The 26,539-nt window shown below is 32.3% G+C and carries 21 protein-coding genes; 4 read left to right on the top strand and 17 right to left on the bottom strand.

Annotated elements, in window-relative coordinates:
• Window positions 1–19: 19 nt before the first annotated feature.
• Both ASF10_RS00215 and ASF10_RS00210 read right to left on the bottom strand, forming a co-directional pair.
• Window positions 20–1,480, bottom strand: coding sequence for a lipopolysaccharide biosynthesis protein (locus tag ASF10_RS00215; RefSeq protein ID WP_056243739.1), 1,461 nt, complete (start codon window positions 1,478–1,480; stop codon window positions 20–22).
• A 93-nt stretch (window positions 1,481–1,573) separates the two neighbouring features.
• Window positions 1,574–2,020, bottom strand: coding sequence for a GNAT family N-acetyltransferase (locus ASF10_RS00210; RefSeq protein ID WP_056243736.1), 447 nt, complete (start codon window positions 2,018–2,020; stop codon window positions 1,574–1,576).
• A gap of 793 nt (window positions 2,021–2,813) precedes the next feature.
• Between ASF10_RS00210 and ASF10_RS00205 the strand changes: the two genes are divergently transcribed.
• Complete coding sequence (locus ASF10_RS00205) at window positions 2,814–9,770, top strand: T9SS type B sorting domain-containing protein (protein WP_056243732.1); 6,957 nt, start codon at window positions 2,814–2,816, stop codon at window positions 9,768–9,770.
• Between the two features lie 68 nt (window positions 9,771–9,838).
• On the opposite strand, the gene atpG is transcribed toward ASF10_RS00205, so the two are convergent.
• The 12 genes from atpG to ASF10_RS00145 form a co-directional block, all read right to left on the bottom strand.
• Window positions 9,839–10,699 (bottom strand): ATP synthase F1 subunit gamma, encoded by an 861-nt coding sequence (gene atpG / locus ASF10_RS00200; RefSeq protein ID WP_056243729.1) that lies wholly within the window; start codon window positions 10,697–10,699, stop codon window positions 9,839–9,841.
• 90 nt (window positions 10,700–10,789) lie between these two features.
• The gene (gene atpA / locus ASF10_RS00195; protein ID WP_056243728.1) at window positions 10,790–12,367 is read right to left on the bottom strand and encodes a F0F1 ATP synthase subunit alpha; all 1,578 of its coding nucleotides are present in this window, start codon (window positions 12,365–12,367) and stop codon (window positions 10,790–10,792) included.
• A 38-nt stretch (window positions 12,368–12,405) separates the two neighbouring features.
• A complete protein-coding gene (atpH, locus tag ASF10_RS00190; RefSeq protein ID WP_056243725.1) occupies window positions 12,406–12,939 on the bottom strand; it encodes an ATP synthase F1 subunit delta in 534 nt (177 codons plus the stop codon).
• Between the two features lie 4 nt (window positions 12,940–12,943).
• On the bottom strand, window positions 12,944–13,444 hold the full coding sequence (locus ASF10_RS00185; RefSeq protein ID WP_056243722.1) for a F0F1 ATP synthase subunit B: 501 nt from the start codon (window positions 13,442–13,444) through the stop codon (window positions 12,944–12,946).
• Between the two features lie 89 nt (window positions 13,445–13,533).
• Window positions 13,534–13,731, bottom strand: a complete 198-nt coding sequence (gene atpE / locus ASF10_RS00180; protein ID WP_008465835.1) for an ATP synthase F0 subunit C — start codon at window positions 13,729–13,731, stop codon at window positions 13,534–13,536.
• Window positions 13,732–13,764: 33 nt separating this feature from the next.
• On the bottom strand, window positions 13,765–14,934 hold the full coding sequence (gene atpB / locus ASF10_RS00175; protein ID WP_056243719.1) for a F0F1 ATP synthase subunit A: 1,170 nt from the start codon (window positions 14,932–14,934) through the stop codon (window positions 13,765–13,767).
• Between the two features lie 119 nt (window positions 14,935–15,053).
• A complete protein-coding gene (locus ASF10_RS00170; protein ID WP_056243717.1) occupies window positions 15,054–15,446 on the bottom strand; it encodes a hypothetical protein in 393 nt (130 codons plus the stop codon).
• Window positions 15,447–15,502: 56 nt separating this feature from the next.
• Window positions 15,503–15,730: an AtpZ/AtpI family protein gene (locus ASF10_RS00165; protein WP_055096813.1), complete on the bottom strand. Its 228-nt coding sequence runs from the start codon at window positions 15,728–15,730 to the stop codon at window positions 15,503–15,505.
• Complete coding sequence (locus tag ASF10_RS00160) at window positions 15,696–16,106, bottom strand: polymer-forming cytoskeletal protein (protein ID WP_056243714.1); 411 nt, start codon at window positions 16,104–16,106, stop codon at window positions 15,696–15,698. The genes ASF10_RS00165 and ASF10_RS00160 overlap by 35 nt, the downstream gene beginning before the upstream one ends.
• 2 nt (window positions 16,107–16,108) lie before the next feature.
• Window positions 16,109–18,727 carry a tetratricopeptide repeat protein gene (locus tag ASF10_RS00155; protein ID WP_056243710.1) on the bottom strand — a complete coding sequence of 873 codons (2,619 nt, stop codon included), beginning with the start codon at window positions 18,725–18,727 and terminating at the stop codon, window positions 16,109–16,111.
• A gap of 88 nt (window positions 18,728–18,815) precedes the next feature.
• Window positions 18,816–19,511, bottom strand: coding sequence for an ABC transporter ATP-binding protein (locus tag ASF10_RS00150; RefSeq protein WP_056243708.1), 696 nt, complete (start codon window positions 19,509–19,511; stop codon window positions 18,816–18,818).
• A gap of 127 nt (window positions 19,512–19,638) precedes the next feature.
• Window positions 19,639–21,099, bottom strand: a complete 1,461-nt coding sequence (locus ASF10_RS00145; RefSeq protein ID WP_056243705.1) for a DUF5687 family protein — start codon at window positions 21,097–21,099, stop codon at window positions 19,639–19,641.
• Between the two features lie 128 nt (window positions 21,100–21,227).
• Here ASF10_RS00145 and ASF10_RS00140 point away from each other — a divergent pair, with 128 nt between their 5' ends.
• Entirely contained in the window at window positions 21,228–22,280 is a 1,053-nt protein-coding gene (locus ASF10_RS00140; RefSeq protein WP_056243702.1) for a ferredoxin--NADP reductase, read from the top strand.
• A gap of 479 nt (window positions 22,281–22,759) precedes the next feature.
• Window positions 22,760–23,167 carry a hypothetical protein gene (locus ASF10_RS00135; RefSeq protein ID WP_241774880.1) on the top strand — a complete coding sequence of 136 codons (408 nt, stop codon included), beginning with the start codon at window positions 22,760–22,762 and terminating at the stop codon, window positions 23,165–23,167.
• Here the strand turns inward: ASF10_RS00135 and ASF10_RS00130 are convergent.
• Both ASF10_RS00130 and ASF10_RS00125 read right to left on the bottom strand, forming a co-directional pair.
• Window positions 23,156–24,175, bottom strand: coding sequence for a glycosyltransferase family 9 protein (locus ASF10_RS00130; RefSeq protein WP_056243695.1), 1,020 nt, complete (start codon window positions 24,173–24,175; stop codon window positions 23,156–23,158). The genes ASF10_RS00135 and ASF10_RS00130 overlap by 12 nt on opposite strands.
• A 39-nt stretch (window positions 24,176–24,214) precedes the next feature.
• Entirely contained in the window at window positions 24,215–24,820 is a 606-nt protein-coding gene (locus ASF10_RS00125; RefSeq protein ID WP_056245502.1) for a DUF4254 domain-containing protein, read from the bottom strand.
• 111 nt (window positions 24,821–24,931) lie between these two features.
• Here ASF10_RS00125 and upp point away from each other — a divergent pair, with 111 nt between their 5' ends.
• Window positions 24,932–25,585, top strand: a complete 654-nt coding sequence (gene upp / locus ASF10_RS00120) for a uracil phosphoribosyltransferase (RefSeq protein ID WP_056243692.1) — start codon at window positions 24,932–24,934, stop codon at window positions 25,583–25,585.
• On the opposite strand, the gene ASF10_RS00115 is transcribed toward upp, so the two are convergent.
• Window positions 25,580–26,509, bottom strand: a complete 930-nt coding sequence (locus ASF10_RS00115; protein ID WP_056243691.1) for a DUF6427 family protein — start codon at window positions 26,507–26,509, stop codon at window positions 25,580–25,582. The genes upp and ASF10_RS00115 overlap by 6 nt on opposite strands.
• Window positions 26,510–26,539 lie beyond the last annotated feature (30 nt).

The following is a 26,539-nucleotide window of genomic DNA, read 5'->3' as shown; positions in this document are numbered from 1 at the left end:
AATTTTGTCAAACTCAATTTTACTTTCTATTCATAATTCCTTTGATTGTTGTTTTTTCGTTGTGATACACAAAATACATGAATGCTAATAATAACGGTATTCCAACAAAATAATTCTCTCTGAATCCGTAAAAAGAAATAGCCGAAAATCCAATTGAAATTCCTAAATAAGCTCCAATTTTGTTCATATCATATGGTATTGGATAATATTTGTTTCCTAAAACATAAGAGATTAACATCATACTTCCGTAAGCAGAAATAGTTGCAATTGCAGAACCGTAGTAACTGTATTTTGGAATTAAAAAATAATTTAAAACCAATGTTACAATTGCTCCAACAATTGAGATATATGCTCCAATTTTTGTTTTATCTGTCAGTTTATACCAAACCGATAAGTTGTTATAAATTCCTAAAAAGAAGTTTGCCAATATAATTAACGGAACTACTTTCATTGCTTCCCAATACTCTTTATTGTCAAGCAAAAGATATTTTAGAACATCTGCAAATACAATAACTCCCAATAAAATCAGTGAACCAAAAATTACAAAGTATTTTGTGATGACTGCATAAGTTTGTGGCGCATTTGCATTTTTTGCATGACTAAAAAAGAAAGGTTCAATTCCTAATCTAAAAGCTGTTGCAAACAAAACCATAAACAATCCTAATTTGTAACAAGCGGAATAAGCTCCAACTTCTGATTTTGCAAGATTTTCCGGTAATAAATATCCTAAAAGAATTTTATCGAAATGTTCGTTAACGGCAAAAGCTAATCCGGCAACCAAAATTGGCAAACCGTATTTCATCATTTTCTTCCAAAGTACGGGATCAAATTTTCTTCCAAGAGAAAGATAATTCGGCGAAAGCACTATAAACGTGGCTAAACTCGCCAATAGATTTGCTATGAAAATATAAGCGATCTGGAAATTTTCTACATATAAATTATCCCAAACAGAATTAGGATTTGCAGCCGCTAATTTTGGCAGGTATATTAAAAAGAAAAAATTTAGTAACATATTGATTACTACATTCCCAATCTTGATTGCAGCATAAACCATTGGTCGCTGATTGGCTCTTAGTTTAGAAAATGGTACCAGAACCAAAGCATCTAAAACTAATATCCAAACGGAATAGGTTATATATTGTACATCAACTTCGGCAAGAGTTGCCAATGTGTTTCTAAAAATTAAAGCGGCAAATAAGAAAATAATTGAAGACCAGAATATAGATATTGTCGACGTTGCTATTACATTTTTCTTATCTTCCTCGGCACTGTAAAATCTAAAAAATGCCGTTTCCATTCCGTACGAAAGAACTACATTAAAGAAAACCATCCATGACAAAACGATCGAAACTTCGCCATATTCTGCAGTTGGTAAAATACCAGTATACAATCGTACCAATAAAAAACTTAGCATTCTTGGCAATACCGTTGCTAGTCCGTAAATAGCAGTTTGTTTGAACAGATTTTTATATAATCCCAAAATAATTTTATAATAAAGTTTGTAAAACAAAAATAACCAATTCTTTGGTTTATTGTTGATTTTGTTGGTTCAATAAAAAAACTTGCGTCAATTTTATTGTGTTAGTTTTTTTTCGTCCAGAATTTTAACAAAGTGAAAACCTTTTGGTCCGTAACCTTGATTGTAGTAAAAACGATGAGCAGCAAAATTTCCGGTAAAAGCATCTAAAACTATAGAGCTGCAATTGAGATCTAAAGCCTTTTTTTCGACATAATCTGTCAACAATTTTCCTATTCCTTTAGAACGATGATCCGGATTTACTACAAAATTATCAATTTCGAGATATTTCCCCGTCCATAATTTAGTGGCTGACCAGCAACCAGTAATTCCAAGACAAACATCTTCTTCAAAAACGCCAATCTGAATATAGTTATGAGGCACCATTTCAGAAAGATATGCCTCATATTTCTCTACCGATAAATTAGGGTAAAGAAATCGCATGGTTGCTATCTGAGCCAGCATTGCTTCTATAGTGATAAGCTCTTTTACTTGTAGTTTCATTGCAATAAAAAAATAGACTTCAAAAATACTTAATTTTTTTAATTGTTAGTTATATAATTCAATCTTAACGCTGTGTGTGAAATCTATAATAAAGTTCAAAAATTATATAAATTTTTATAAGTACTTCTATACTAACTTTGTATCAAAGGGAATGAGCAAAGCTAAAATACAACCCTTTAAAAAAAAGCAAAGCATTGGGACTAATAAAGCTAGTTTGTTCCCATAAAAGACAAAGCACATAGGGATTGATTCTGCTGAAATGTAACCCTCAAAAAAACAGAGCCCTGGGACTAATAAAGCTTGTTTGTTCCCATAAAAGACAAAGCAAAGGGATTGATTCTGCTGATATGTAACCCTCAAAAAAACAGAGCATTGGGACTAATAAAGCTAGTTTGTTCCCATGAAAGACAAAGCACGACAGAGGTGATAAATCTGTAAATAATTTTATAAAATGGTACTGATTCTCGGTTTTTTGGATAAATTGAGAATCACCATTTTATAAGTTTCACATCAAAAAAACTAAAACTACTATAAAGAAAAAGCCCCGACAAGCAATTGTCGGGGTTTTTTTATGTGCAAAATTAATTCTGAACAAAGCTCACAAAGTCCTATTCTAATACTTATAAAACTTCTAGTAGCCTTGTTGCTGATAAATCTTTTCTAATTTTCTATTAAGGATACAAAAATAATCGAAAAGCAAATCTAAGGATTTCTGATGCTTATTATTCTGCCAATTTCTTATAAAGATCCTGGAACCAAAAAAATATTTATCCAAATTAATTGATGCCTAATTATGAAATTAATAAATATCCAGTTACTCTTTGTTTTATTTTTATTATTTCCTTCAAAGAAAATTTTTTCGCAAAATGTCGCTATTCCTTCTGTAAAGATTAATGATCATAAAGAAAATACCGGTATAATACCTATTGATTGTGATTACGACTTTCTTGCTAATAATGGAATCCGATTAAAAGCCACATTTCCTGAAATAAGAGAAAGCAATAATTACTCTGTATCTGCTATCGATTATCTTCCGGTTGGCGATTTTAGTCAGGGAGAAAAAGTAATTATATTAAATAAAGATCTTAAGGAAGATGATACTTTTAGTGCCGTTATAAATTTGCCTTTCAGCTTCTGCTTTTATGGTAATATGTTTTCACAAATCATCATTAGCGATAACGGAGTAGTTAGTTTTAATACTGTTTTGGCACAACAAGATTGTCCTCGTGCTCCGTCAGGACCAATTCCGAATGGGCTTCCCAGAAATTCTATTTTTGGAGTTTTTCATGATATGGTAAACATGGAGAAAGTATTATATCGGGAGGAAGGAAATTTTCCTAACAGAAAATTTATTATTAATTACAACTATATTCAACAATGGGGAGATGGAATTGACGGTAAAAGCTCGACTTCACAAATTGTGTTACATGAAACCACAAACATAATAGATGTGTATGTAAAGGACCGTTTTAAAAATGAAGGTGATAATTCTATTTTTGACGAGAATCCATTTTATAAAAATGCTGCTGTTGGTATTACTAACTATGACTCAAGTTCAGGAATTGCAGCTCCAAACAGAGATGCCGGGAACTGGGAAGCGCATAATGAAGCATGGAGATTTAGTCCTAACGGAAATACCAATATTACAATACAATGGTTTAATGGTGTAAATGAAATTACAGGAACAAGAAACCTGGAAAATATATTGGTTTATCCAACACAAAACACCAAATATGAAGTTAAGGTTACTTATAATTTGTGTACTCCGGTTTTGGTTACAGACATAATAGAGGTAAAGTTTTCGCAGGATTTCCCTACTGCAAAAGAAAGTACCACAGCGGCTTTTTGTATAAATAACGGAGAAAATTATACTGTAGATTTAACTTTATACGAACCTGAAATTAATCCGGATTCTTCCCTTTCTTTCTCTTATTTTGAAGATCAAAATCTTAGTATTCTAATATTAACTAAAAATGCTTATGTTTTTTCTAATAACAAAACCATATATGTCAAAGTATTAAAAAGTGGGGTTTGCTATAGTGTCACAAAATTAAATCTAAGATTAAATAAAAAACCGATAATTCCTCTTAATCAATTTTTTGAAAAATGTGATGAAAACAATGATAGAAAAGAAACAGTGAATTTAAATACTTTGGGGCTTACAGGACTAAACGGTACTACTTATAAATTCTTTGAATCTCAGACAGAAGCAAATGTTGGCAATCCTGAAATAACCAATTATACTGCCTATCCATTAAATGTAAACGGAGAATCTGATAATACCAAAATTCTCTATTTACGAGTTTGGAATACTTCGTATAATGATCCTGATTGCTATACTATTGTTCCATTTAAAATAAAATTAAAACAATATGTAAAAGTTAAAAAACCGGAGAAAGCCTTTTTAATTTGCCATGTAACTGAGGGACAAATTGTAAAGAATTATAATTTAACCCAACACGAATCGGAACTTCTTGATTCTCCAACATCAGGAGTAAACTTCGAATATTATACGAATTCCAGCTACTCTTCATCTTATAAAATATCCAATCCCGTTTCTGCAACTCTAACTATGAATACTATTATTTATATAAAGGCAACAAGTATTGGTTATTGTGATGCATATACGCAAATCACTCTTGCGGCAGATGATGATTGTGACGGCTCTCCTGGCGGAAGTGGCAGTGGCGGAGGAGGAACTGCAACAGGTCCGGGCGGTCCAGGCGGAGGCGGTGGTGCTATTTGTGATACAAACGAAACGGTATTTACAGTAAATCTGGATACTGATTATCTAAAATTTTATTTGCAGGGAGGACTGACTTTATCAGATATTACTCTGATGGGATTTTATGATTCTGCCAACAATTCCCTAATTACTGATATGATTCCTTATAATTTTATTTTTTCACCGCCTTTTTTTAAAGTAATTCAGGCAAGATTTAAAATAAAGGCAAGTGGATTAGAATCTTATGTCAATTTCCCGGTAAGTGCTTCAAAAAAAGCAACACTCGATTCAAACACTTTCGCAATATGCGATAGCTACAATGACGGAAAGGAACTCATCACTTTAAAATCAAGTTATAATCCAAAACCAGAATGGCAAATTGCATTAGAATCAAAATATCCTGGAGCAACAATTCATTTTTTTTCTGCTCTGGAAGATTTGAATAATTATGAATCTGATCCGGATAATAGCAGTAAAATTATAACTAATATAAATTTAATTCATTCGCTTACTACAGTATATGTTTATGTAAAATATTATGACTGTATTTACACCCATGAAATAAATTTTAATCTGGTTCCGATAGTCGAAAAATTCATAAATCCATCTTATCTCATTTGTGATTTTGATAATGATAAAAAAGAACTGGTCGATATAATTAAAATAAGTAATAACGAGACTGATGTAAAAAATGAACTGTCAGCCACACAATTAAGCAAATTACAAACTCCCGTACGATATTATCGAACTTTAATTCAGGCTCATGCCGGAGCAGCAAATTACATTAGCAATCTCAATAATTTTGAGATTAATACCATGCAAATGTCGGTATTTGCAAGACTTAACATTAATGACGAATGTCCTGTAATAGTCGAAGTTAAATTTGAATTTACTACTGCTGTAGCTTTACCAATCCTTAAAAACTTACTTATATGTGATGTAAATAATGATAATCAGGAATTTGTAAATTTAAACGAAGCAATTGCAAGCATTGATCCAAATGCCCAACTTACTTTTTATAAAACTCTGTCTGCTGCAGAAGTAGGAAGCGAAGATTCACCATTCTTTATCTCAGCTGCAGTAGCCATAAATTATTTGGTAACCATTTCTCCTACAACAATCTATGTTCGGATATACGATAAAGTTACTACTTGCTGGAAAGTACTAACTTTTACTGTTACTCTGATTAAAACTCCAGTGCTCAACAGCACTATAATAAAAAGCTGTGATTTTGAAAATGACGGGAAAGAACTATTAACGACCAGCTATATTAGGAATCAACTTATTGCTGGTAATCCGGATATTTCTTCGGTTATGATCTATAAATTCTACGAAACAAAGACAGAAGCCCTGGTAGCACAACCATCTTCTCTCGCTTTTTTTGAAGCAACTACAACCAATTCTATTTGGGTTAACATTGCTCAAAATGTTGGAGATTGTCCTATAATAGCAGAACTAAAGTTTAACTTGATTACGTCTCCTGAATTAGAAAAAAAATCACTGACTTATATGATTTGTAATAATAATACCGGAAACGAAAATGGAGCTGTAAAAGAAACCGTGACTTTAGACACATATAAAGAGGATATTCTAGGCTTTCCATTAACCGCTAATTATACATTTACTTATTACGACACATCAGAAAATGATGCCATTGCCGGAGGAACTTTTGGCAAAGTAACCTCTGCTTATACTATTACTTCTTTTCCTAAAACAATTTGGGTAAAAGTAATATATACTCCTACGGGATGTTTTTCTATCAAACCCATTTTATTCAAACAAACTCCATCTCTTGAAAACAGCATTATAGATTCTGAAATTATAGCCTGTGGAAACGGAGAAATGTCTAAAGAAGTTGATTTAACAGATTATCCTCCACAAATGATATCAACATCAGCAAACCTAAATGATTTTGATGTAAGTTATCACAATACAAGAGCTAATGCTGTGAGCAATGTTAGTTTAAATTTTGACATAAGACATTTTATAGTAACTCCTGCAAGTCAGATCTGGATAAAATTTATTTCTAAAACCACAGGTTGTTATATTGTTAAAAAACTGAGTGTCACGATTTACAACACTCCGAAAGCACAGGGTATATTTCAGGAAGTTTGTGATGAGACAGATGGAAAACTGGATGGTGAATATGTTATTCCTGATTTAAATGTTTTTAAAAATCGAATAATTACAGGAGAATCCAATCTTGAAAATTTATATCTTTTTACCTATTATAAAAACCGACTTGACGCAGCTGACGGAAACGGAAATACAGTTAACAATCTAAACTATACTTTTACAGAAGCGGAGATATTATCCGGAATTAATTCAGATTCTCATACTATTTATGCACGTATTGACAAAAAGGATAATACGGGATGTTTCTCTGTTGTAGGCATTAATTTCTCGATTAATAAAAAAGTTCCTGTGAGTACGATACAACCGGAGATTTTAAAATGTGATGAATCAGACAATGACGGAAAAACAAATTTTGATTTAACTACTGTAGAACTCAGCATTTCTAATGCGACAAATGTTAATTTTAAATATTATCCAACTAAAAATGACGCACAAAAAAATACGAACGCTATAATTGATCCCGAAAATTGGCAAAATCTAAATCCGTACGAACATACTGTTTTTGTTAGAGTTAGTGCTATTGGTTACTGTGATAATATCGCGTCAATCAAATTAATAATATATCCCAATATTCAGGCAAACGATTACGTAATTACAAATCTTTGTGAATTTGGATCAGACGGTAAAACCGAAAGTACATTAAATCTGCTGGAGGAAGTCAAAAACATGACATCTGAAATCAATACCATTCCAGAATATCCTAATTTGCTCGACGATTTAGAAATTCTTTTTTATACCAGTTTATCAGATGCTCAAAACCCAACACTTATTAATGCAATTCCAACATCAGATTTGTCGGGATATACTATTCCTGTAGGAGTAACTAATATCTGGATACGTTTTGAAAGCAAAGTTTCGAAATGTTTTGAGATCAAGCAATTTTCTATAACTAAATTAAAAGCTCCAGAAATAAAAACTGTTTTAACACCTTTTAGATGTAGCCCTGATAACAAATTACTTGATGCTGTTGTTACTCTTATTCCAACTAAAGAAAATGAATTATATAGCTATAGTTTTGACAATGGAATTTCTTTTTCCACTACAAAAAACACTTTTACTGTAAATTCCGAACAAACAATAAACTATATCGTTGAAGATAAAAATGGTTGTAAAGTTACCGGGAATATATTTGTTCCCGGATATAATCCGCCAAAAGATTTAGATATTTCAATAACTCCTATTTATTGTAATACACCTGATGGTATTGCCACAGTTACTGTAAACAATGTAGTTGGCTCATTAGCTGGTTCTTCTTACACTTATGAAATTATAAGTCCTGTTGGGATTGCTCCTGCAAATACTATAGGTGTTTTTACAAGATTATTACCAAAAAAATACCTTATAAAAGCAACAGATAATACTACAAAATGTTTCATTACAAAATCTATTGACATAATAAAAGAACCACAAATTAGTGTAACTGTACAATCACATATGGATATAACGTGTAATGATGAAAATACTGGTTCGATAACTTACAGTATAGATAACTTTATAGCATCTGAGAATTACAGCTATAAATTATTTCCAACTGTATCAGAATTACAATTCTTTAAAACAGGTAATAATATTTCATATACAAATTTACCGGCAGGAAAATACACATTTACTGTAATTGATAATATATCAGGATGTACGGCTCAAAACGATTTCATGATTAATGAACCCAAGCCTCTTCTCTTTTATGGTAGTGTGACTCATGTAACTTGTAATAGTGCTAATGATGGCAAAATTAAAGTTACATCAAGTGGCGGTACAGGAATTATTAAATATGCTATTTCTCCAAACTTATCCCAGTTTAGTCATAATTTTATATTCGATAATTTAGTTCCCGGTACTTATAAAATTTTAGCTCAGGATGAATCAGGATGTTTCGCGAATGAACCACTAATATTAGAAATTAAAGAACCTGAAATTTTGCATGCGAAAGTTATAGATCCTGTTTTCCAGGAAATTTGCGACGGAGATAAAGATGGTGCATTTAGCATTGCCATTTTTGGAGGAACTCCACCCTACAGTGTAAGTCTTAATAATCCGGATGGCCCTTATACATATATTTCAGGAACACAATCTGATTTTACAGACCTTTCCGGTGGCAAAAAACATACGGTATTTATTAAAGATGCTCATTGTTTAACTGAAGTTGAAGTAAGAATGGAAAATGCTGTTATATTCAAACCTCAAGCTCAAGTCTTTTATGATTGTTTCAATAATGCAGCAACAAATTCAGTGACTATTTCGATTACTGAGAATAACATCAATCCTGATGATATTGATTATGCAATAGATAATAGTAATACTTATCAAACTAGTAATGTATTTACAAACCTTGAATCCGGCTTACATACTATTAAAGCAAGATATACGAATGGTTGCGAGCACTCAACATTGGTATTCAATATTGAGGATATTCAACCTTTAATCCTAACACTAAATAATGGCGAATTAAATGAAATTGTCGCGACAGCTACAGGTGGGCACGGGCAATATAAATATGCATTTAATGAAGAATATTACGACTTAACGAGTAATTTTTTAATATATAAATCAGGAATTTACACCGTAACCGTAACAGATAAAAATGGATGTACGGCAACGTCTTCAAAATATTTTGAATACATTGATCTTTGCATCCCTAATAATTTCACTCCTAATGGCGACGGAATCAACGATAATTGGGGACCGGGATGTGCTGTAAATTATAAAAATCTGACATTCACTATTTTTGACCGATACAATCGTATAATTGGCAACTATAAATTTGGTGAAAAATGGGACGGAAAATACAATAATACTGAATTACCAACTGGTGATTACTGGTATGTAATAAAATTAAACGATCTTAAAGATGACAGAGAGTTTGTTGGACATTTTACCCTTTACAGATAAGTAAAATTTCTCCATAAAAAAAGCCCCGACAATTACTTGTCGGGGCTTTTTTATATGTCTTGAAATAATTATCCGTTCAAAGCTTCTGCTCCACCAACGATCTCAAGGATCTCGTTAGTAATAGATGCCTGACGTGCTTTATTGTAAGTCAATTTCAATTGGTTTCTTAATTCCGTTGCGTTGTCAGTTGCTTTGTGCATTGCTGTCATACGCGCTCCGTGTTCTGAAGCAAATGAATCACGAATACCTTTGTATAATTGTGTTTTTAATGATTTAGGAATCAAAGTCAACACAATCTCTTCTTTTGAAGGCTCGAAAATATAATCTCCAGTAGAAACCGGTACATCAGATTTAATTGGCGCTAACGGTAAAAATTGTTCTGTTTGAACGATTTGTGTTGCAGCATTTTTAAACTGATTGTAAATCAATTCGATTCTGTCGTATTCACCAGATAAAAACTTTTGAGTTAAGTTATCAGCAATCCCGGCAACATTTTCAAAAGTTAAATGATCGAAAATTGCATTATGGTGACCATGAACTTTAAAAGATTTACATAGTACGTCATTTCCTTTTTTACCAATAGGGAAAACATCAACTTGTTTTCCAGCGTAAAATGCAGAACGATTTTTAACCTCCTTAATAATATTTGTATTAAATGCCCCGCATAAACCCCTATTCGAAGTTATTGCAACAAGCAATACTTTTTTTACTTCACGTTGTGTTGTATAATCTCCTCCGACTTCACCATCAAGTGTAGCAGAAAGGTTTTGCAACAACTCCGTTAATTTCTCGGCATAAGGACGCATTGCAGTGATTGCATCTTGTGCTTTCTTAAGCTTTGCAGCAGAAACCATTTTCATTGCCGATGTAATTTGCATCGTCGATGAAACGGAAGTAATTCTATTACGGATTTCCTTTAAATTTGCCATCTATTAATTAGAAAATGTGACAATTTGAAAATTAGATAATTAGAATAATGATAACACATTTTCTAATTATCTAATTTACGAATTATCTTATTAGTTATATTTTGCTGAAATTTCTTTTGCTGCTTTTTCGATAACATCAGTAATGTTGTCATCTAATTTACCAGCTTTCAAAGCGTTAAGCGTATCTTTATGTTTACTGTTTAAGTAAGCTAAGAAATCAGCTTCAAACTCTTTTACTTTATTTACAGGAACGTTTCTTAATAAGTTTTTAGAACCAGCGTAAATAATAGCAACTTGATTTTCTACAGTGTAAGGATCATTTAAACCTTGTTTCAAGATCTCAACGTTTCTTCTACCTTTTTCAATTACGTTTAAAGTAACTGAATCTAAGTCAGAACCAAATTTAGCGAAAGCCTCTAATTCACGGAATTGAGCCTGGTCTAATTTTAAAGTTCCAGAAACTTTTTTCATAGATTTAATCTGAGCATTACCTCCAACACGAGATACAGAGATACCTACGTTAATAGCAGGACGAACTCCTGAGTTGAACAAATCTCCATCAAGGAAAATCTGACCATCAGTAATCGAGATTACGTTTGTTGGAATATATGCAGAAACGTCACCAGCCTGAGTTTCAATAATTGGCAATGCAGTCAATGAACCACCACCTTTTACGATAGACTTGATAGAATCTGGTAAATCGTTCATGTTTTTAGCAATTCCGTCATCAGCAATTACTTTACAAGCACGCTCTAATAAACGAGAGTGTAAGTAGAAAACGTCTCCAGGATATGCCTCACGTCCCGGTGGTCTTCTTAATAAAAGAGAAACCTCACGGTAAGCAACAGCTTGCTTAGATAAATCATCATACACAATAAGTGCAGGACGACCTGAATCTCTAAAGTATTCTCCAATTGCAGCACCTGCGAAAGGAGCATAAACTTGCATTGGAGCTGGGTCTGAAGCATTAGCTGCAACAATAACTGTATAAGCCATTGCACCTTTTTCTTCTAACATTTTAGCGATTCCTGCTACAGTAGAAGCTTTTTGCCCAATTGCAACATATATACAGAATACAGGTTTTCCTGCATCGTAAAATTCTTTTTGATTTAAGATTGTATCGATACAAACAGTTGATTTACCTGTTTGACGGTCACCAATTACAAGCTCACGTTGTCCACGACCAACCGGGATCATAGCATCTACTGCTTTTACTCCTGTTTGTAATGGCTCAGTTACTGGCTGACGGAAGATAACACCAGGTGCTTTTCTTTCTAAAGGCATTTCGTATAAGTCTCCACCAATTGGTCCTTTTCCATCAATAGGAAAACCAAGAGTGTTTACTACACGTCCTACCATTTGCTCACCTACTTTAAGAGATGCAATACGTTGTGTTCTTTTTGCTGTTGATCCTTCTTTGATTCCAGTTGATGGTCCTAAAAGTACCACACCAACATTGTCTTCTTCAAGGTTCAATACAATAGCTTCAAGTCCGTTATCAAATTCAACTAACTCACCATATTGTACATTCGATAGCCCGTAAATACGAGCAATACCGTCTCCAACTTGAAGTACTGTTCCTACTTCTTCTAGCGTAGCACCAGATTCAAAACCTTCTACTTGCTTTCTTAATATTGCTGAAATTTCAGCAGGTTTGATTTCCGCCATCTTAATTTATAATTTAGACACTTTTATGTGTAATAAAACTAATTACTTAACTCTCTTTTTAATACCTGCAATCTGTTTGCAACAGATGCATTGTATTGTTGATCACCTATTCTTAAAATAAATCCTCCAATGATTGATGGATCTACGATATTTTCTATTGTTACTTTTTTATCTGATAATGTAGCTACTTTCGCTAAAACTTTAGCTTCTAATGCTGCATCCATTGCAATTGCTGTTGTAACTTTTGCTACTTCAACTCCATTACTTTCATCAAATAATTTTTTATATTCTAAAGCAATTGCTTCCAGAATTTCGAATCTTTTGTTTTCAAATAATAAATGAAACAAACCTTTGGTTACGCCATTTACATCTGCAAAAACTTCTAAAAGAGCACTTTCCTTAACTTCAACTTTTGTAGTTGGATTTTGGATAAAGGTACTCAATTCTTCATTTGATTCAATTGCCGCAGCAATTGACTTCATATCGTTATTAACTGCTTCGGCAACACCTTTAGAGTTTGCTAAGTCCAGAATTGCTTTTGCATAACGAATTGCTGCTCTTGTACTTGCCATAATCTTAGTTTAACTTTACGTCACCTAACATTTTCTCTACTAATTTAGTTTGAGATTCTTTGTTAGATAATTCTTCTTTCAACAATTTTTCAGCAATGCTTAATGATAAAGTTGAAACTTGTAATTTCAATTCAGCCATAGCAGCATTCTTTTCACTTTCGATAGCCGCTTTAGCTTGCTCGATCATTTTTTGACCAACTTCTTGTGCTTCGTTTTTAGAATCAGCAATCATTTTCTCTTTCATTTCACGAGCTTCTTTAAGCATCGCGTCACGTTCTGCACGAGCTTCATTCAAAATTCTTTGATTGTCAGCTTGTAAGTTTTCCATTTCTCTCTTTGCATTTTCAGCAGAAAGTAATGCATTTTTAATACCCTCTTCTCTTGCAGTAATAGATTCCATAATTGGTTTCCAGGCAAATTTTACTAAAAGCAAAATTAAAACCAACAAGATTAAAGCTTGCCAAAAGAATAAACCGAATGAAAAATCGTTAATTAACTTATCCATTTTATAACTATATTAAATATTTAATTTCTTTTTTTAAAAGTAACAACACCTTTAACCAACCGTTAAAGATGTTGTTATTTCTCTCTTTATTATTTTCCTAAGATTAAAGCAGCAAATGCTAAACCTTCTAATAAAGCCGCGATAATAATCATCGCAGTTTGAATTTTACCAGCAGCTTCTGGCTGACGAGCAATAGCGTCCATAGCAGATCCACCGATTTTACCTAAACCTAAACCTGCTCCGATTACTACTAATCCAGCACCTACTAAAGTTGGAATTGTTCCCATAACTATTTATATATATAAAATTAAACTTCTAAATTAGATAATTACATTCTCATCAGCGTGGTGATGATCATGATCCTGAACAGCCATACCAATAAACAATGATGATAACATTGTGAAAATGAACGCCTGTAAAAATGCAACTAAAACTTCGATAACCGAAATAAATAATGTTAATCCCATAGAGATTGGCAAATCTGCAGCTAAATTTTTACCTACAAAGATCATTGCGATCAAACTCATAATTACTACGTGACCTGCAGTAATATTTGCATACAAACGAATTAATAATGCAAACGGTTTTGTTAGTGTTCCTAAGATTTCAATTGGAGCTAAAATAATTTTCATTGGTACAGGAACTCCCGGCATCCAAAAAATGTGTCCCCAATAATCTTTGTTTGCACTGAATTGTGTAATGATAAAAGTAAATGCTGCTAAACAAACTGTAATTGCAATATTTCCTGTAACATTAATTCCTAGTGGAGTCATACCTAATAAGTTTAACAACCACACAAAGAAAAATACGGTTAATAAGTAACCCATATATTTTCTGTATTTTTTCTCACCAATATTTGGAACAGCAATTTCATCTCTGATGAAAATAATAAGCGGTTCTAATACTCTTCCAAATCCAGTTGGGATTGGTTCTTTTTTATATGATTTTGCTAAACCTGTAAACATTATAAATAATAGTACGGCAACAAAAAGCATTGACACTACATTTTTTGTAATAGAAAAATCTAATGGCTTTTCGTTTTCAGGATGTCCGTGCTCATTAAAAGTAATAGTACCGGCAGCATCTGTTTTGTAAATTTTACCGTGAACTAGTTTGTAGAAATTTCCATCAACTTCTGCAACTTCTTCACCGTGGTGTAATTTTGAAGAAGAGAAAATTTTCAATCCTCCGTCAATAAGTATTACAGGTAATGGAAAACCATAATGTTTATTTTCCTTTTCATCTGAAAAGAAAACAAAATCATGAGAATCTTGTAAGTGATGATCAATAAAAGCATCCACTTTTGCTTTTGGATCAAGAGCTTCATGCTCACCTTCTACAGGAGCATTATGTGAAATTACTTTCTCTTCATGAGCAGTCTCTGTCTGTACATGCGTTGAGTCATTCTCTGAATTTGCAAAACTCATTACTGGAGAACAAGCTACTAAAGCTGCAAGAATAAAATTGAGCGGTTTGTTTGAAATCACCATATCTGTTAAAAATCTTATTTTTTTACGTTTCTAAAATTTGGTGCAAAGGTACATTTTTTATTAATATTCAAAAGGATATGAAAAATTATTTTTGAACCTTGTTTTACAGAATCCTTATTTTAACGCTTTTCATTTAATAATCGGACAGTTAAAAGCGTCTCAAATAACAAAAATAAAATAAATGTTATAAAAAAACTGACTTTTTCAACCATAACCTCTTCGGATTTATTTTCGAGAATTGGTCTTAAAATTAAATATCCTAATAGCATTTGTGTAAATGTCCCGAATAAGAATGCCATACCAATAATTTCAAAATTCTTCTTTTTTACTATCAATAATATAAGGTATAACAAAGCAGAAAGTCCAAAGAAAATCAAATACAAAAATTCTATACTATAATAAAAGTTTTGAGTATTTAACTCTAAAACTAAAAAAGCTGCTTTGTGCAAAATATAAGCCGCCAAAGCAAAAATGAATAAATGGAGAATAGGTTTGTAATTTTTTAAAAGCATTTGAAATATTTTTTGCAAAGATGCAACATTTATTTAAAGATGCTTTAAAACATAAATTACTTTGTTTTATTGATATCGTTAACCTGACGAATTACATTATATAGAGCAAGCCCAACACCAAGCATTACAAAAATTGTGTTGTAATACACTTTTGGACTGGGATGATTTTCATCCAGCCAACTACCGAAATAAGAGAATAAAAAAATAATTATTCCCATTTGAACAGGAATATTAATTAATGGCAACCATTTATTCCTTCTGTTTTTGTTCGGCTCCTTTTCCATCTTTTACAGTTACTTCTTTATTATTTGTAAGCATAGTACAGGTAGCTGTAAAATCAGCTCCCGGTTCTATAGACAGTTTTCCAACAGCTACTTCTCCATGAATACGCGCTGTTGCTTTTATATTAAGGACTTCTAATACCTTTATTTTACCCTGAAACTCTCCTTCTATATCAGCATTATTACAAACAATTTCACCTTTTACAATTCCGGATACTCCTATTACCAGTTTTCCCTGAGAAGTAAAGTTTCCTATTAACTCTCCATCTAATCTAAAATCTGCCTTTGATACAATATCTCCTACTATCGAAGTTCCTTCTACAATTCTATTCGTTTTTCCTAGAAGTTCTGTTCCGTTTTTTTTGACTTTATCAAACATGCTTATGGATTTTTAGGAGCTAAATAAGCTTCTAGATTTTTTTTGATTTGAATTACTTTATAATTATCAGTTGATATAATAATAGACGGATGTGAGATTTTATATTTTTTATCATCTCTTAAAACTCCTGAAACGTCTCTCGCATATGCCTCTGATTTTATACCATGAATAACTACAAAGCTTTCGGTTTTATTATACTTATCCAGAGAAGTTGTTAATCTTTCGAAATTTTCAACTAACAAAAATACCCTGATTGCTTCTTCAATATTTTTAAGCGTTTTAGAATCGTTATTAGGAACTAAATATAAAATTTTCCAACTTTTACCGTCAACAGCAGTAAAGTCAAGTTTTTCTAAAGTTGGAATTTGCTTCTCAAGAATTTCCCTTGCATTTTTACCTTCATCACTATTTGGATAATCATCTGCCACAGATTCTAATGCTTTTTTATACGCTGCAAGACCATTTACTTTTCCTAAAGTATTTGCTTTCAGTAATTCATATTTAGAAACAATTTCATCACCGGCATATTGATTGATTAGATTATCGATATTATCGAGGACAGTATCAAAATGTTCTTCCTGATATAATTTATACCATTTTTGATATTCCTTATCCGGCGATGCTAAATCTTCAGAATTTGTATTATTTAAGATCTGTGCATATCTCGAATTAGGATATTTTGTAGTAATATCAAATTTTACCGCTTCAGCTTTAGCCGGATTTGTAATTTGATAAATTTTATACAAATTATACATCGAAGGCAAAATCAATTTTTCTTCAGGATTATTTCTTAATAACTGCTCCAATTTGGCACTTGCCAGATTATATTCCTTGAATTTTTCTTTATAGATAAGCCCTAACTGGTAATAGGCAAAATTGCGCTCTACACCAATACTATCTATTGAAGACTGCGTTTTTGGAAGCTGTTTTTCATAAAAATCTGTTGTATATTTTTCAACAACTATAGTATCTTTTAAGGTGTTTGCTACATTCTGATCATTATTTATTGAATCATTCATAGCTGCATTATTTGCAGATTTTATGGTAGCCATTCTCCAGTTTCCGCCCACAGTTCTGTTACCCCATAATTTTTTAAATTGTAGTTTTCCGTAGGCAACCGTTGTTGGATTATAAAAATAAAAAGTACTCGTACTAGCTGTTTCGTTTCCTGCAGGAGGATTAAATGTACCAACGCCAGGATCGCTTTTTCCAATTGCATTAGGATTTACAGCAGTTGGTGAATTACCGGTATTTGTGTTACGGTCAATATTGGCTAATCTTTCCTTTTCTTTTTCTTCCAGAATACGTTTGGCTTCATCTTTCTTTTTAAGTTCCGCAATATAATTTTCGAAATACAACTTTCGATCAGGCGCTGGCAAACCGTATACCTTAATTATACTATCGTTGCGTTTTGCAATTCCTTCGTATTTAATTACGTTATCTAAATTTTTTCTGTTTTTTTGAATAAAAGCAAACTCTCTCGTTTTAGGATCTAATTTTACTAATGTACTGTCATAATATTTAGCAGCCATTGTGTAATCTGTATTTTTAAAATACATGTTTCCTATATTTCTATATGTGGATGCTACTAAATAAGGATCTTTAGATTTTCTGGCTAATGATTTATTATAGAAAATTAAAGCGTCTTCCTGTTCTTTATATTTATCAAAAAACACTCCCATTTCATAAAACAAAATATCATAATAAGGTCTGTTTTCACGATCTGCCACTAGCTTATTATACATTTCTATAAACAAATCCTGATTGCCATATTCGTAATCAAACATTTGTGCTTTTTTAGCATAAGCATGCATCATATATTTTCGATCGGCTTTTCGATTCATATCGATTACACCATCATAAAAATAATTTGCGCTGTCTTTTTTTCCGGCTTCCTGATACATCTGACCCAGAATAAAACGGTATCTGGCCTTGTCTTCATTTATTCTTGTAAATTGTTCTGCAACTCTAAGTCTGGAAATCGCACTGTCTTTTTGCTCTAGATTCAAAAAAGCTTCGGCTAATAAAGCATTTGCGTCAGAAAAAGTTTGTTTATTTAGATCGGTATTTTTTAATAAAAGCTTAATGTTTTTTAAGGCAATTGCATCATTTCCTAAACGCATATTTGTTTTCTCACGCCATATTTTTGCGGTGTAAATATTACTGCTGTTTGGGTATTTGTATAAAATATAATTGAATGCTTCAAGAGCCGGAATAAAGCGCTGATCATAGTATCTGGCTTTCCCAAGCATTAAATATGCTTCATCAATTTGTGAATTTCGCTCTCTTCCGCCAATGTTCATGGAGTGTTTCTGAATGGCTTTTGTTGCTTTCGTTTCGGCCTTTTCAAAATCAGGATTTTTAGATTTTTCGTCTCCGGAAAAATTTTCGTCGATTTGCATTTTTTCTATTGGCAGCAACTTCCAGAAATTATCCTGACTGTTTGCCTGAATAGACTTTAATCCTTTATCAAGACCAATTCCGCCATTGTACAAAATATTATATTTTGTACTTAAGGCATGCGAATTTCTAGCCAGAAAAGTGTTTTTCTTGGTAGAACAGGCTATCAAAAGAAACAAAAAGACAAGAAAAAAACTATATTTAAGAGTATTGTTTTTCAATAGAAAGAGTTTAAATCAATTAACTTCTAAAATGGACTTTTAGTATATCGACTTGTAAAAATACGCTTCTTTTTGAAATATAGAATACTTATACTGCAAAAAACGATTCCAGTTCTTGTAAGGTTTCTTCTGAAGTTTGAATATCCTTCACCACTTCGCCTTTATTAAGTGCCACAATTCGATCGCAAACCTCTACCGTATGCTGCAAATCATGACTGGAAACCAGCACTGTAACATTTGGATTTTCAGCCAGATCTTTTATTATTTTTTTTAATCGGCTAACAGTTGTAGGATCTAAATTTGCAAAAGGTTCATCTAAGATTACTACTTCAGGATTTCCTATGAGTGTGGCAATAATACCCACTTTCTTCTGATTTCCTTTTGATAAATCTCTTAAATATTTTTTGTTGTTCAGGATTTCACCATTAAAAAACTCTTCATGCTGCGCTAACAAAGCATCAATATCTGCTTTGTTCTGATGTCTCAAATCTCCAATAAAATAAAAATATTCTTCAGGGGTTAAATAACCAATCAAAAAACTTTCGTCTAAAAAAGATCCCGTAAAAGATTTCCAGTTCTCACTTGTATTTACCTCAATTGTATTGCTGGTAATATTTCCTGTCGAAGGCTGAATTAAATCTAATAACAAACTGAAAAAGGTTGTTTTTCCAGCTCCGTTATTTCCCACTAAACCAAAGCTTTGACCTTTTGGGATCTCAAGATTATTAATATTTAAAACTGTAGTTCCGTTATATGTTTTTGAAAGTTGATTTACTTGTATCATGGTGATTTTAGATTTTAGTCCCGAAGCTTCGGGAATGATTTTAGATTAAAAAATCTTATGTATTTTTTCAATATTTTATTCAATCTGATAAAAATTATCTCATTATCAAATTGACATATTCTCTAATTTAATTCTTTTGTTTATAAGCACTTATCGTACTGTATTTTTCGATTTTATATCTTTTTTCGATTAATGAAAATACCTTATCTTTAAAAACAAAACCTAAAACTCCGACACCTGCAACTAATGATAATCCAATGGTTTTATTTCCTAAATAAAGTCCAATTGCATAAAGTCCTAATGGCAATAATATTTTTGGTAATGTCAATAACATAGCACTTACATTAAAAGCTTTTTTGTCTCCAAAAGCTCCGCTTGCAGAACTTAAATCGATTGGTGTTTTTGTAAATGCTCCGCCTAAAAGTACTAAGTGTGAGTTTACTCCAATATTATAAATGGCACCTACTACAATTGTTAGATAGATTTCCCATCCAAAAAAAAGATAGAAAGAAGCAATAATAGTTGAAACAATTGTGGCGATAACAATAAGCCACCATTTTGAAGTAATATAACCGCGGTACGGAATGTTTTGAGTCATCATTAATTGGTAATACGAACTATCCCAACTTGGTACAAATTGACCAAACACAAATAAAAATCCTCCGGAAACAAATATTCCGGCAAAAATTTGCATTACCTCAGGCTGATGTGTATTCCCGAAAAAAATGAATCCATAAAACAAAAAGAATATGCTCATGAATATCGTTGTTTTTGAACGTTTATTTCTTTTGATTAATTTGATATCGTTTTTAAGAAAAGTTCCTAAAGTTCCAAATTGATTTAGCCAAGAAAGATTTTCGGTTGTGGCTATATCCTCTTTTTTAGAAAGTCCGGCATCTAGAAATAAATTGTTTTTGAAATACTTATAGGTAAATAAATACAGCCCCAATAATACCAAAACCGGAATTAAAAACAATCCTTTTATCTCGTAAAATCCAAGAAAAAAAGGTGCGGTAAATGCCGTAATATCAAATACTTTATAATATTGAGCAGCCGCTAATACAAGAATTAGCCCAATAAAACCAACAAATAATTTATCGATATTGCTTAAAATTATATTCAAAAAATTATTGATGAACACAAAAGAAAAAGCTGCTAAAAACCAAAAAATAACTGCCCATGTATCATAACCTTCCAGAACTAATACAATAGAAAATGGAATAAAAAAAAGAGCGTGAACCCAATTAAAAAAAGACAAGGCGGTTTTACCTAAAGAGAAATGTACAATGGTAGATTTATTGAAAGGTAAAATCAACAATGGTTTGATATTCAATACCGGGATTGCCTGCATTAATAAGCGAACTACGAGATCAAACAAAAAGTAATAAATCAAAAATTGATTGATGGTCGATAACGGTTCCAGATTCATTTTTCGTAACACATAAAATGCCCCAACACCCATTCCGATAAAAAGTACCGAAAAATAAACCATCAAAAAACCAATTAAAATTTTCATTGCCACATTTGCACCAAACGATGCAGATCTGGTAAAGGCTTTCCATTCTAGATAAATAAACTTTTTAATCATGGTTATTTGGTTTTCAGTTTTGTAGTAAGTGATCAAATGTAAGTAAACGTTACAAAAAAAGTTAAAAATAATAATTTCGTGCCTGACATTTAATCTCCGTTTGCTACTTTTGCATAAAATATACAATCATGCCTTCATTCTTAAAACTTATAATTAAAGAGGTAAAACGCGAAACAAACGACGCCGTTTCTGTACTTTTTAATGTTCCCGAAGAACTAAAACCTGACTATAAATTTATAGCCGGACAATACATAAATTTAAAATTAACTCTTGACAATCAAGATATTCGTCGTGCTTATTCCATATGTTCTGCACCAGAAAGCGGCGAATTAAGAATTGCAGTAAAAGCAGTTAAAAATGGTTTGTTTTCTCAATTTGCAAACACAAGACTTAAAGCTGGCGATGTTCTTGAAGTAGGACATCCGGAAGGAATATTTACTTTTGAACCAGATGCTGAAAGACAAAAAAATTACGCAGCTTTTGTTGCCGGAAGCGGAATTACTCCTGTGCTTTCGATCATAAAATCTGTTTTGAAAAGTGAACCAAAAAGTTCTTTTGTATTGGTTTACGGAAACAAAAATCCTGAGGAAACTATTTTTTACCAGGAATTACATGATTTGCAATTGCAATATGTAGGTCGTTTTTTCGTGCATTATGTATTTAGTCAGGCTAAAGCCGAAAATGCTTTGTTTGGCAGAATCGAGAAATCAGCAGTAAATTTTGTTTTGAATAATAAACACAAAGAATTACAATTTGATAAATTTTTCTTGTGCGGACCAGAAGAAATGATCAATACAGTTTCTGCAATCTTAAAGGAGAAAAATGTAAAAGAATCAGCAATTAAGTTTGAGCTTTTTACTTCTTCATCTAAGGAAAACGAAATAAAAGCTTCACTTGAAGGACATACAAAAATCACTGTTTTAGTAGATGATGACGAAGTTTCATTCGAAATGTCTCAAAAACAAACCATATTAGATGCGGCTTTAAAACAAGGAATTGATGCTCCATATTCTTGCCAAGGCGGAATTTGCAGCAGTTGTCTTGCTCGTGTAACTTCTGGAAGTGCCGAAATGACTAAAAATTCTATTTTAACAGATAAAGAAATCGCTTCAGGTTTAATCTTAACTTGTCAGGCGCACCCAACATCAGAGTCTATTTATGTAGATTATGATGACGTGTAGAGAGTTTTGAGTCTCAGTTTACAGTCTCAGTTTACAGTCTCAGTTTACAGTCTCAGTTTACAGTCTCAGTTTACAGTCTAAGTTTACAGTCTCAGTTAAAAAAAGAGTTTGCAATGCAAACTCTTTTTTTATGCGTATTCGCGACTGCGACTGCGACTGCGACTGCGACTGCGACTGCGACTGCGACTGCGACTGCGACTGCGACTGCGACTGCGACTGCGACTGCGACTGACTGCGACTGCGACTGCGACTGCGACTGCGACTGCGACTGCGACTAAACCTTAAAAGTTATATTTACAGCAGATGTAAAGACGAGAAAATCTGTTTATAGCTGAAATACAATAAAAGCAAATTATTATTAAAATATTGCTGAATTTTCATTATTTTAGTGGTGTAATTAAAGTAATCGCAATCTCGTTCTTTATGATTGTAGAGCTAAATTAAATTTGTCAACCGTTTAAATATTAAATATTATGACAATGCATCACTTCCTCCGTTTATCATTTATAGCGCTTTTTGTAATAACTGCTTTATTTTGTGTTTACTTTATAATTAAAAAACAACGAAATAAAAAAGGGCCTAAACTACTTACAGAAGAAAAATATAACGCAACAATGATTGGTAAAATGACTGAAATAACACCTTCTGACCAAAATATTTTTAATTTCTGGCCTTATATCAGTAAACTAAAAGCGGCTAAAGTTCTATCGCACAAAATTAAAGAATCAAAATTGGTGCATAAAATTTACAGAAATTCAACAGAAGATTTTGAACATATTTTGCTCTCTACAGAAAAAGAAAATCAATTTGTTGTAATTGTTGCCAATAAAAACAAGAAGAAAACAATTGGCTATTTTCTCCATGATTTAAATGGATTATATGCTTGATTGTATTTTTTGAATAATTTCGTTTGGAGAAATACTTCTCATTGCATCTTCGTAACCTTCAACAATTTTGTTTCCATAAACTGATGTTGGCAATTGCGGATATTGATTTCTATCTGAAGTTAAAGCATTTTCCATCGTTTGATTAAAAGGTAAAAATCCTGCGTACGGATGTGTTGCGCCCCAAAGCGTGATTACTTTTACGCCTAACATTGCTGCAATATGTGAATTTCCTGAATCCATTGAAAGCATTACATCAAGATTGCTGATTAATTGTAATTCTTGCTGAAATTTAATTTTTCCAGCCACATTTATTACATTTTCAAATGGTTGAGAAAATAAATCCAATATTTCGATTTCTTTTTTTCCTCCTCCAAAAAGTAAAATTTTATACTCTTTATTTTCAGCCAGTTTTGCAATAACTTCCTGCATTAAATCCTGCGGATAAACCTTAGAATCATATTGTGCAAAAGGAGCAATACCAATTAATTTTGAGTTTTGATCACCAATAATTTCAAGAATTTCTGAACTTAAAATTGCTTTTTCAGGGAATTCAGTCCCGACGCTTCGGGAGGATAAATCTAAAGAAAAACCAAGTTCCTGGAACACTTTTGCGTGTCTTTCGAACATTGTTGGCAATTGCCTGAATATTTTATTTTCGGCGCGGGTTAATTCCTTTTTACCTTCTCTCCCTTTGTCAACTGTGGCTCTTTTTTTTCCGCTTAAAGCGAAAAGTAAACTCACAATTTTAGATCTCAAAACATTATGAAGATCTGCAAAAGCATCAACTTTAAGTTTTTTTACATCTTTGAATAAACGTAAAAGTCCTGCAAATCCTTTGTGACGGTCTTTTTCATCAAAAGCAAAAAAATCAAGATTCGGGATTCCGTCAAAAAATGGCTTGAAAAACGGACGTGAAATTACCGTGATTTTTACCTCTGGATACTGTTTTACAAAAGCACGTAAAACAGGAACCGTCATGGCGACGTCTCCCATTGCGGAAAGTCTCATGACGGCTATATGCTTAATTTTATTGGACAATTCTGCCAATTATTTTTTATTTTGGTATAAAACAGGATTCAATTCATCGTCATTGTACATTTTCATTTGTTTGTACACTTTCATGAATTTTTCACCGTTTTCGATATCGGTAAGCAAATCATCAATCGCTGTTGATAAATCGCTTCTTTGTTCTAAAAGAATGTTTAATTTTTCCTGACATTTATCTCTGTGTTCTTGCGAAGCTTCTGCACGTGTAGCTTCTTCATGCATATGATAAATTTTTAGCGCCAGGATAGATAATCTGTCAAAAGCCCACGCAGGACTTTCTGAGTTAATTTTTGCACCATCTTTTACTTTTACATCACTGTATTTTTGTAAAAAATAACTATCAATATATTCCACCATATCAGTACGTTCCTGATTAGAGGCATCGATTCTTCTTTTTAAAGTAAGAGCTGCAACCGGATCAATTTGCGGATCACGAATAATGTCTTCAAAATGCCATTGAACAGTGTCAATCCAGTTTTTTAGATATAACAAATGTTCGAATTTATCCTTAGGATAAGGATTGTTTATTGGTTGATCAACATTATCAAATTGATGATAATCTTTGATGCTTTGTTCGAAAACAGAATATGCTAATTTTGAAAACATGTCTTTATTTGTTAGAGTTACAAAGATACTTTTTATACTTTTATCGTGCGAATAAAACGATGATTTTTTCGTTATCGTACTGTAACCCATTGATAATTCTAAAATTTTATTATGAAAATCCATTATATCTCTGAAAATAATAGCGTATTAAACCACTTTTTAGGTCAAATCAGAAATATTAATGTTCAGAACGACAGCATGCGTTTTCGAAGAAATATAGAACGTATTGGCGAAATTATGGCGTATGAACTAAGCAAAGATTTGTCGTATAAAAATATCGAAATTCAAACTCCGCTTGGCATTAAAAAAACAACCGAAATCGAAAGTGATTTGGTTCTATGTTCAATTTTAAGAGCAGGATTGCCACTTCATAATGGTTTTTTGAACTACTTTGATCACGCCGAAAACAGCTTTGTTTCCGCTTGCAGATATCATCCTAATAATGATGATGAATTTGAAATACGGGTAGAATATCAAGCCGTTTCTAACATCAACGACAAAACCGTTTTACTGCTTGATCCAATGCTGGCGACCGGTCAGTCTATCGTTGCAGTTCACGGAAAATTAATTGAAAATGCAACACCAAAAGAGATACATATTGTAGTTGTAATTGCTGCACCGGAAGGAATTGCTTTTCTTGAAAAAAGCCTTCCTGAAAACTGTCATTTATGGGTAGCTTCCCTGGATGAGAAATTAAATGAGAAAAATTATATTGTTCCGGGTCTTGGTGATGCTGGTGATCTTGCTTACGGAAGCAAATTATAGTTGAGAAAAAAATGTAAATAAACTACACACAATCAACACATAAAAAACAATTTCGTTATTAAGTTTCTGCTTCATATATTCTACATGGCTTGATGCCATAATGGTCAAAGGAGCGATACTAAATAGCAACAGATCATTACTTTTATCCGGTGAAACGATGTAAACAAATGCAGCAATAAAAAAACAAGCTACAACTTTTTTGTACGATGAATGTAAGATTTGCGGTCTGTTTGACAATGTGCTCAACATCGAAACTATAAAAAATAAAGATACAGCAACATATATCGAAAGTGCACCGTTTTCGTAATTGTTCTTGAAATAATCAATACTAAAATCTACTACAGCGCGTTCCTGAAAAAACTCGATTATGTTGATATGGAAGATTAGAGAAATAAATAAAAAGATTATTGACACAGCCATAAGCGCTATAAAAGGCAAAATCCAGTTTCTATAATCTCTCGAAACATGAAAAATAATCGATATAAAAACCAATATCAGGAAAAGAATGCACCAAAATTGAAATAAAGAAGCTATTAAAATCCAAAAAGAGGCATCGAATATTTTTTCTTTTGCCGCTTTTAACGATTGCAGTGAAATTAATCTTCGGAGTGCCAACAAAACAAAAAAGTTGGCATATACAACATTTGCATTATTAAAAATCGTGGGGAAAAATAATATAAACAATAAGTAAAAAAAGATCGCGTAACCATTGTCTTTGCTCAGTCCGTTCTTTTTTACAATAAAATTAATAAGGAAAAAAGACGCTAAAATAAAGCAAAGCAGACTTACTTTTTGGAATGCCAAAAAATAAGAACTCACCCATGATGGATCTTTAATTTGAAAAACAAAAAAGAAAACCAGTATTAAAATTACGACCAATGAATAATTTAATGGCGTAGATTTTTTAAAAACACTTGTTATCATAAGGATATTTTATACTTTTGTGATTGTAAA

The sequence above is a fragment of the Flavobacterium sp. Leaf82 genome (genome assembly GCF_001422725.1).
Classification (GTDB): Bacteria; Bacteroidota; Bacteroidia; order Flavobacteriales; family Flavobacteriaceae; genus Flavobacterium.
This window is presented reverse-complemented; position numbering and strand designations above follow the sequence as displayed.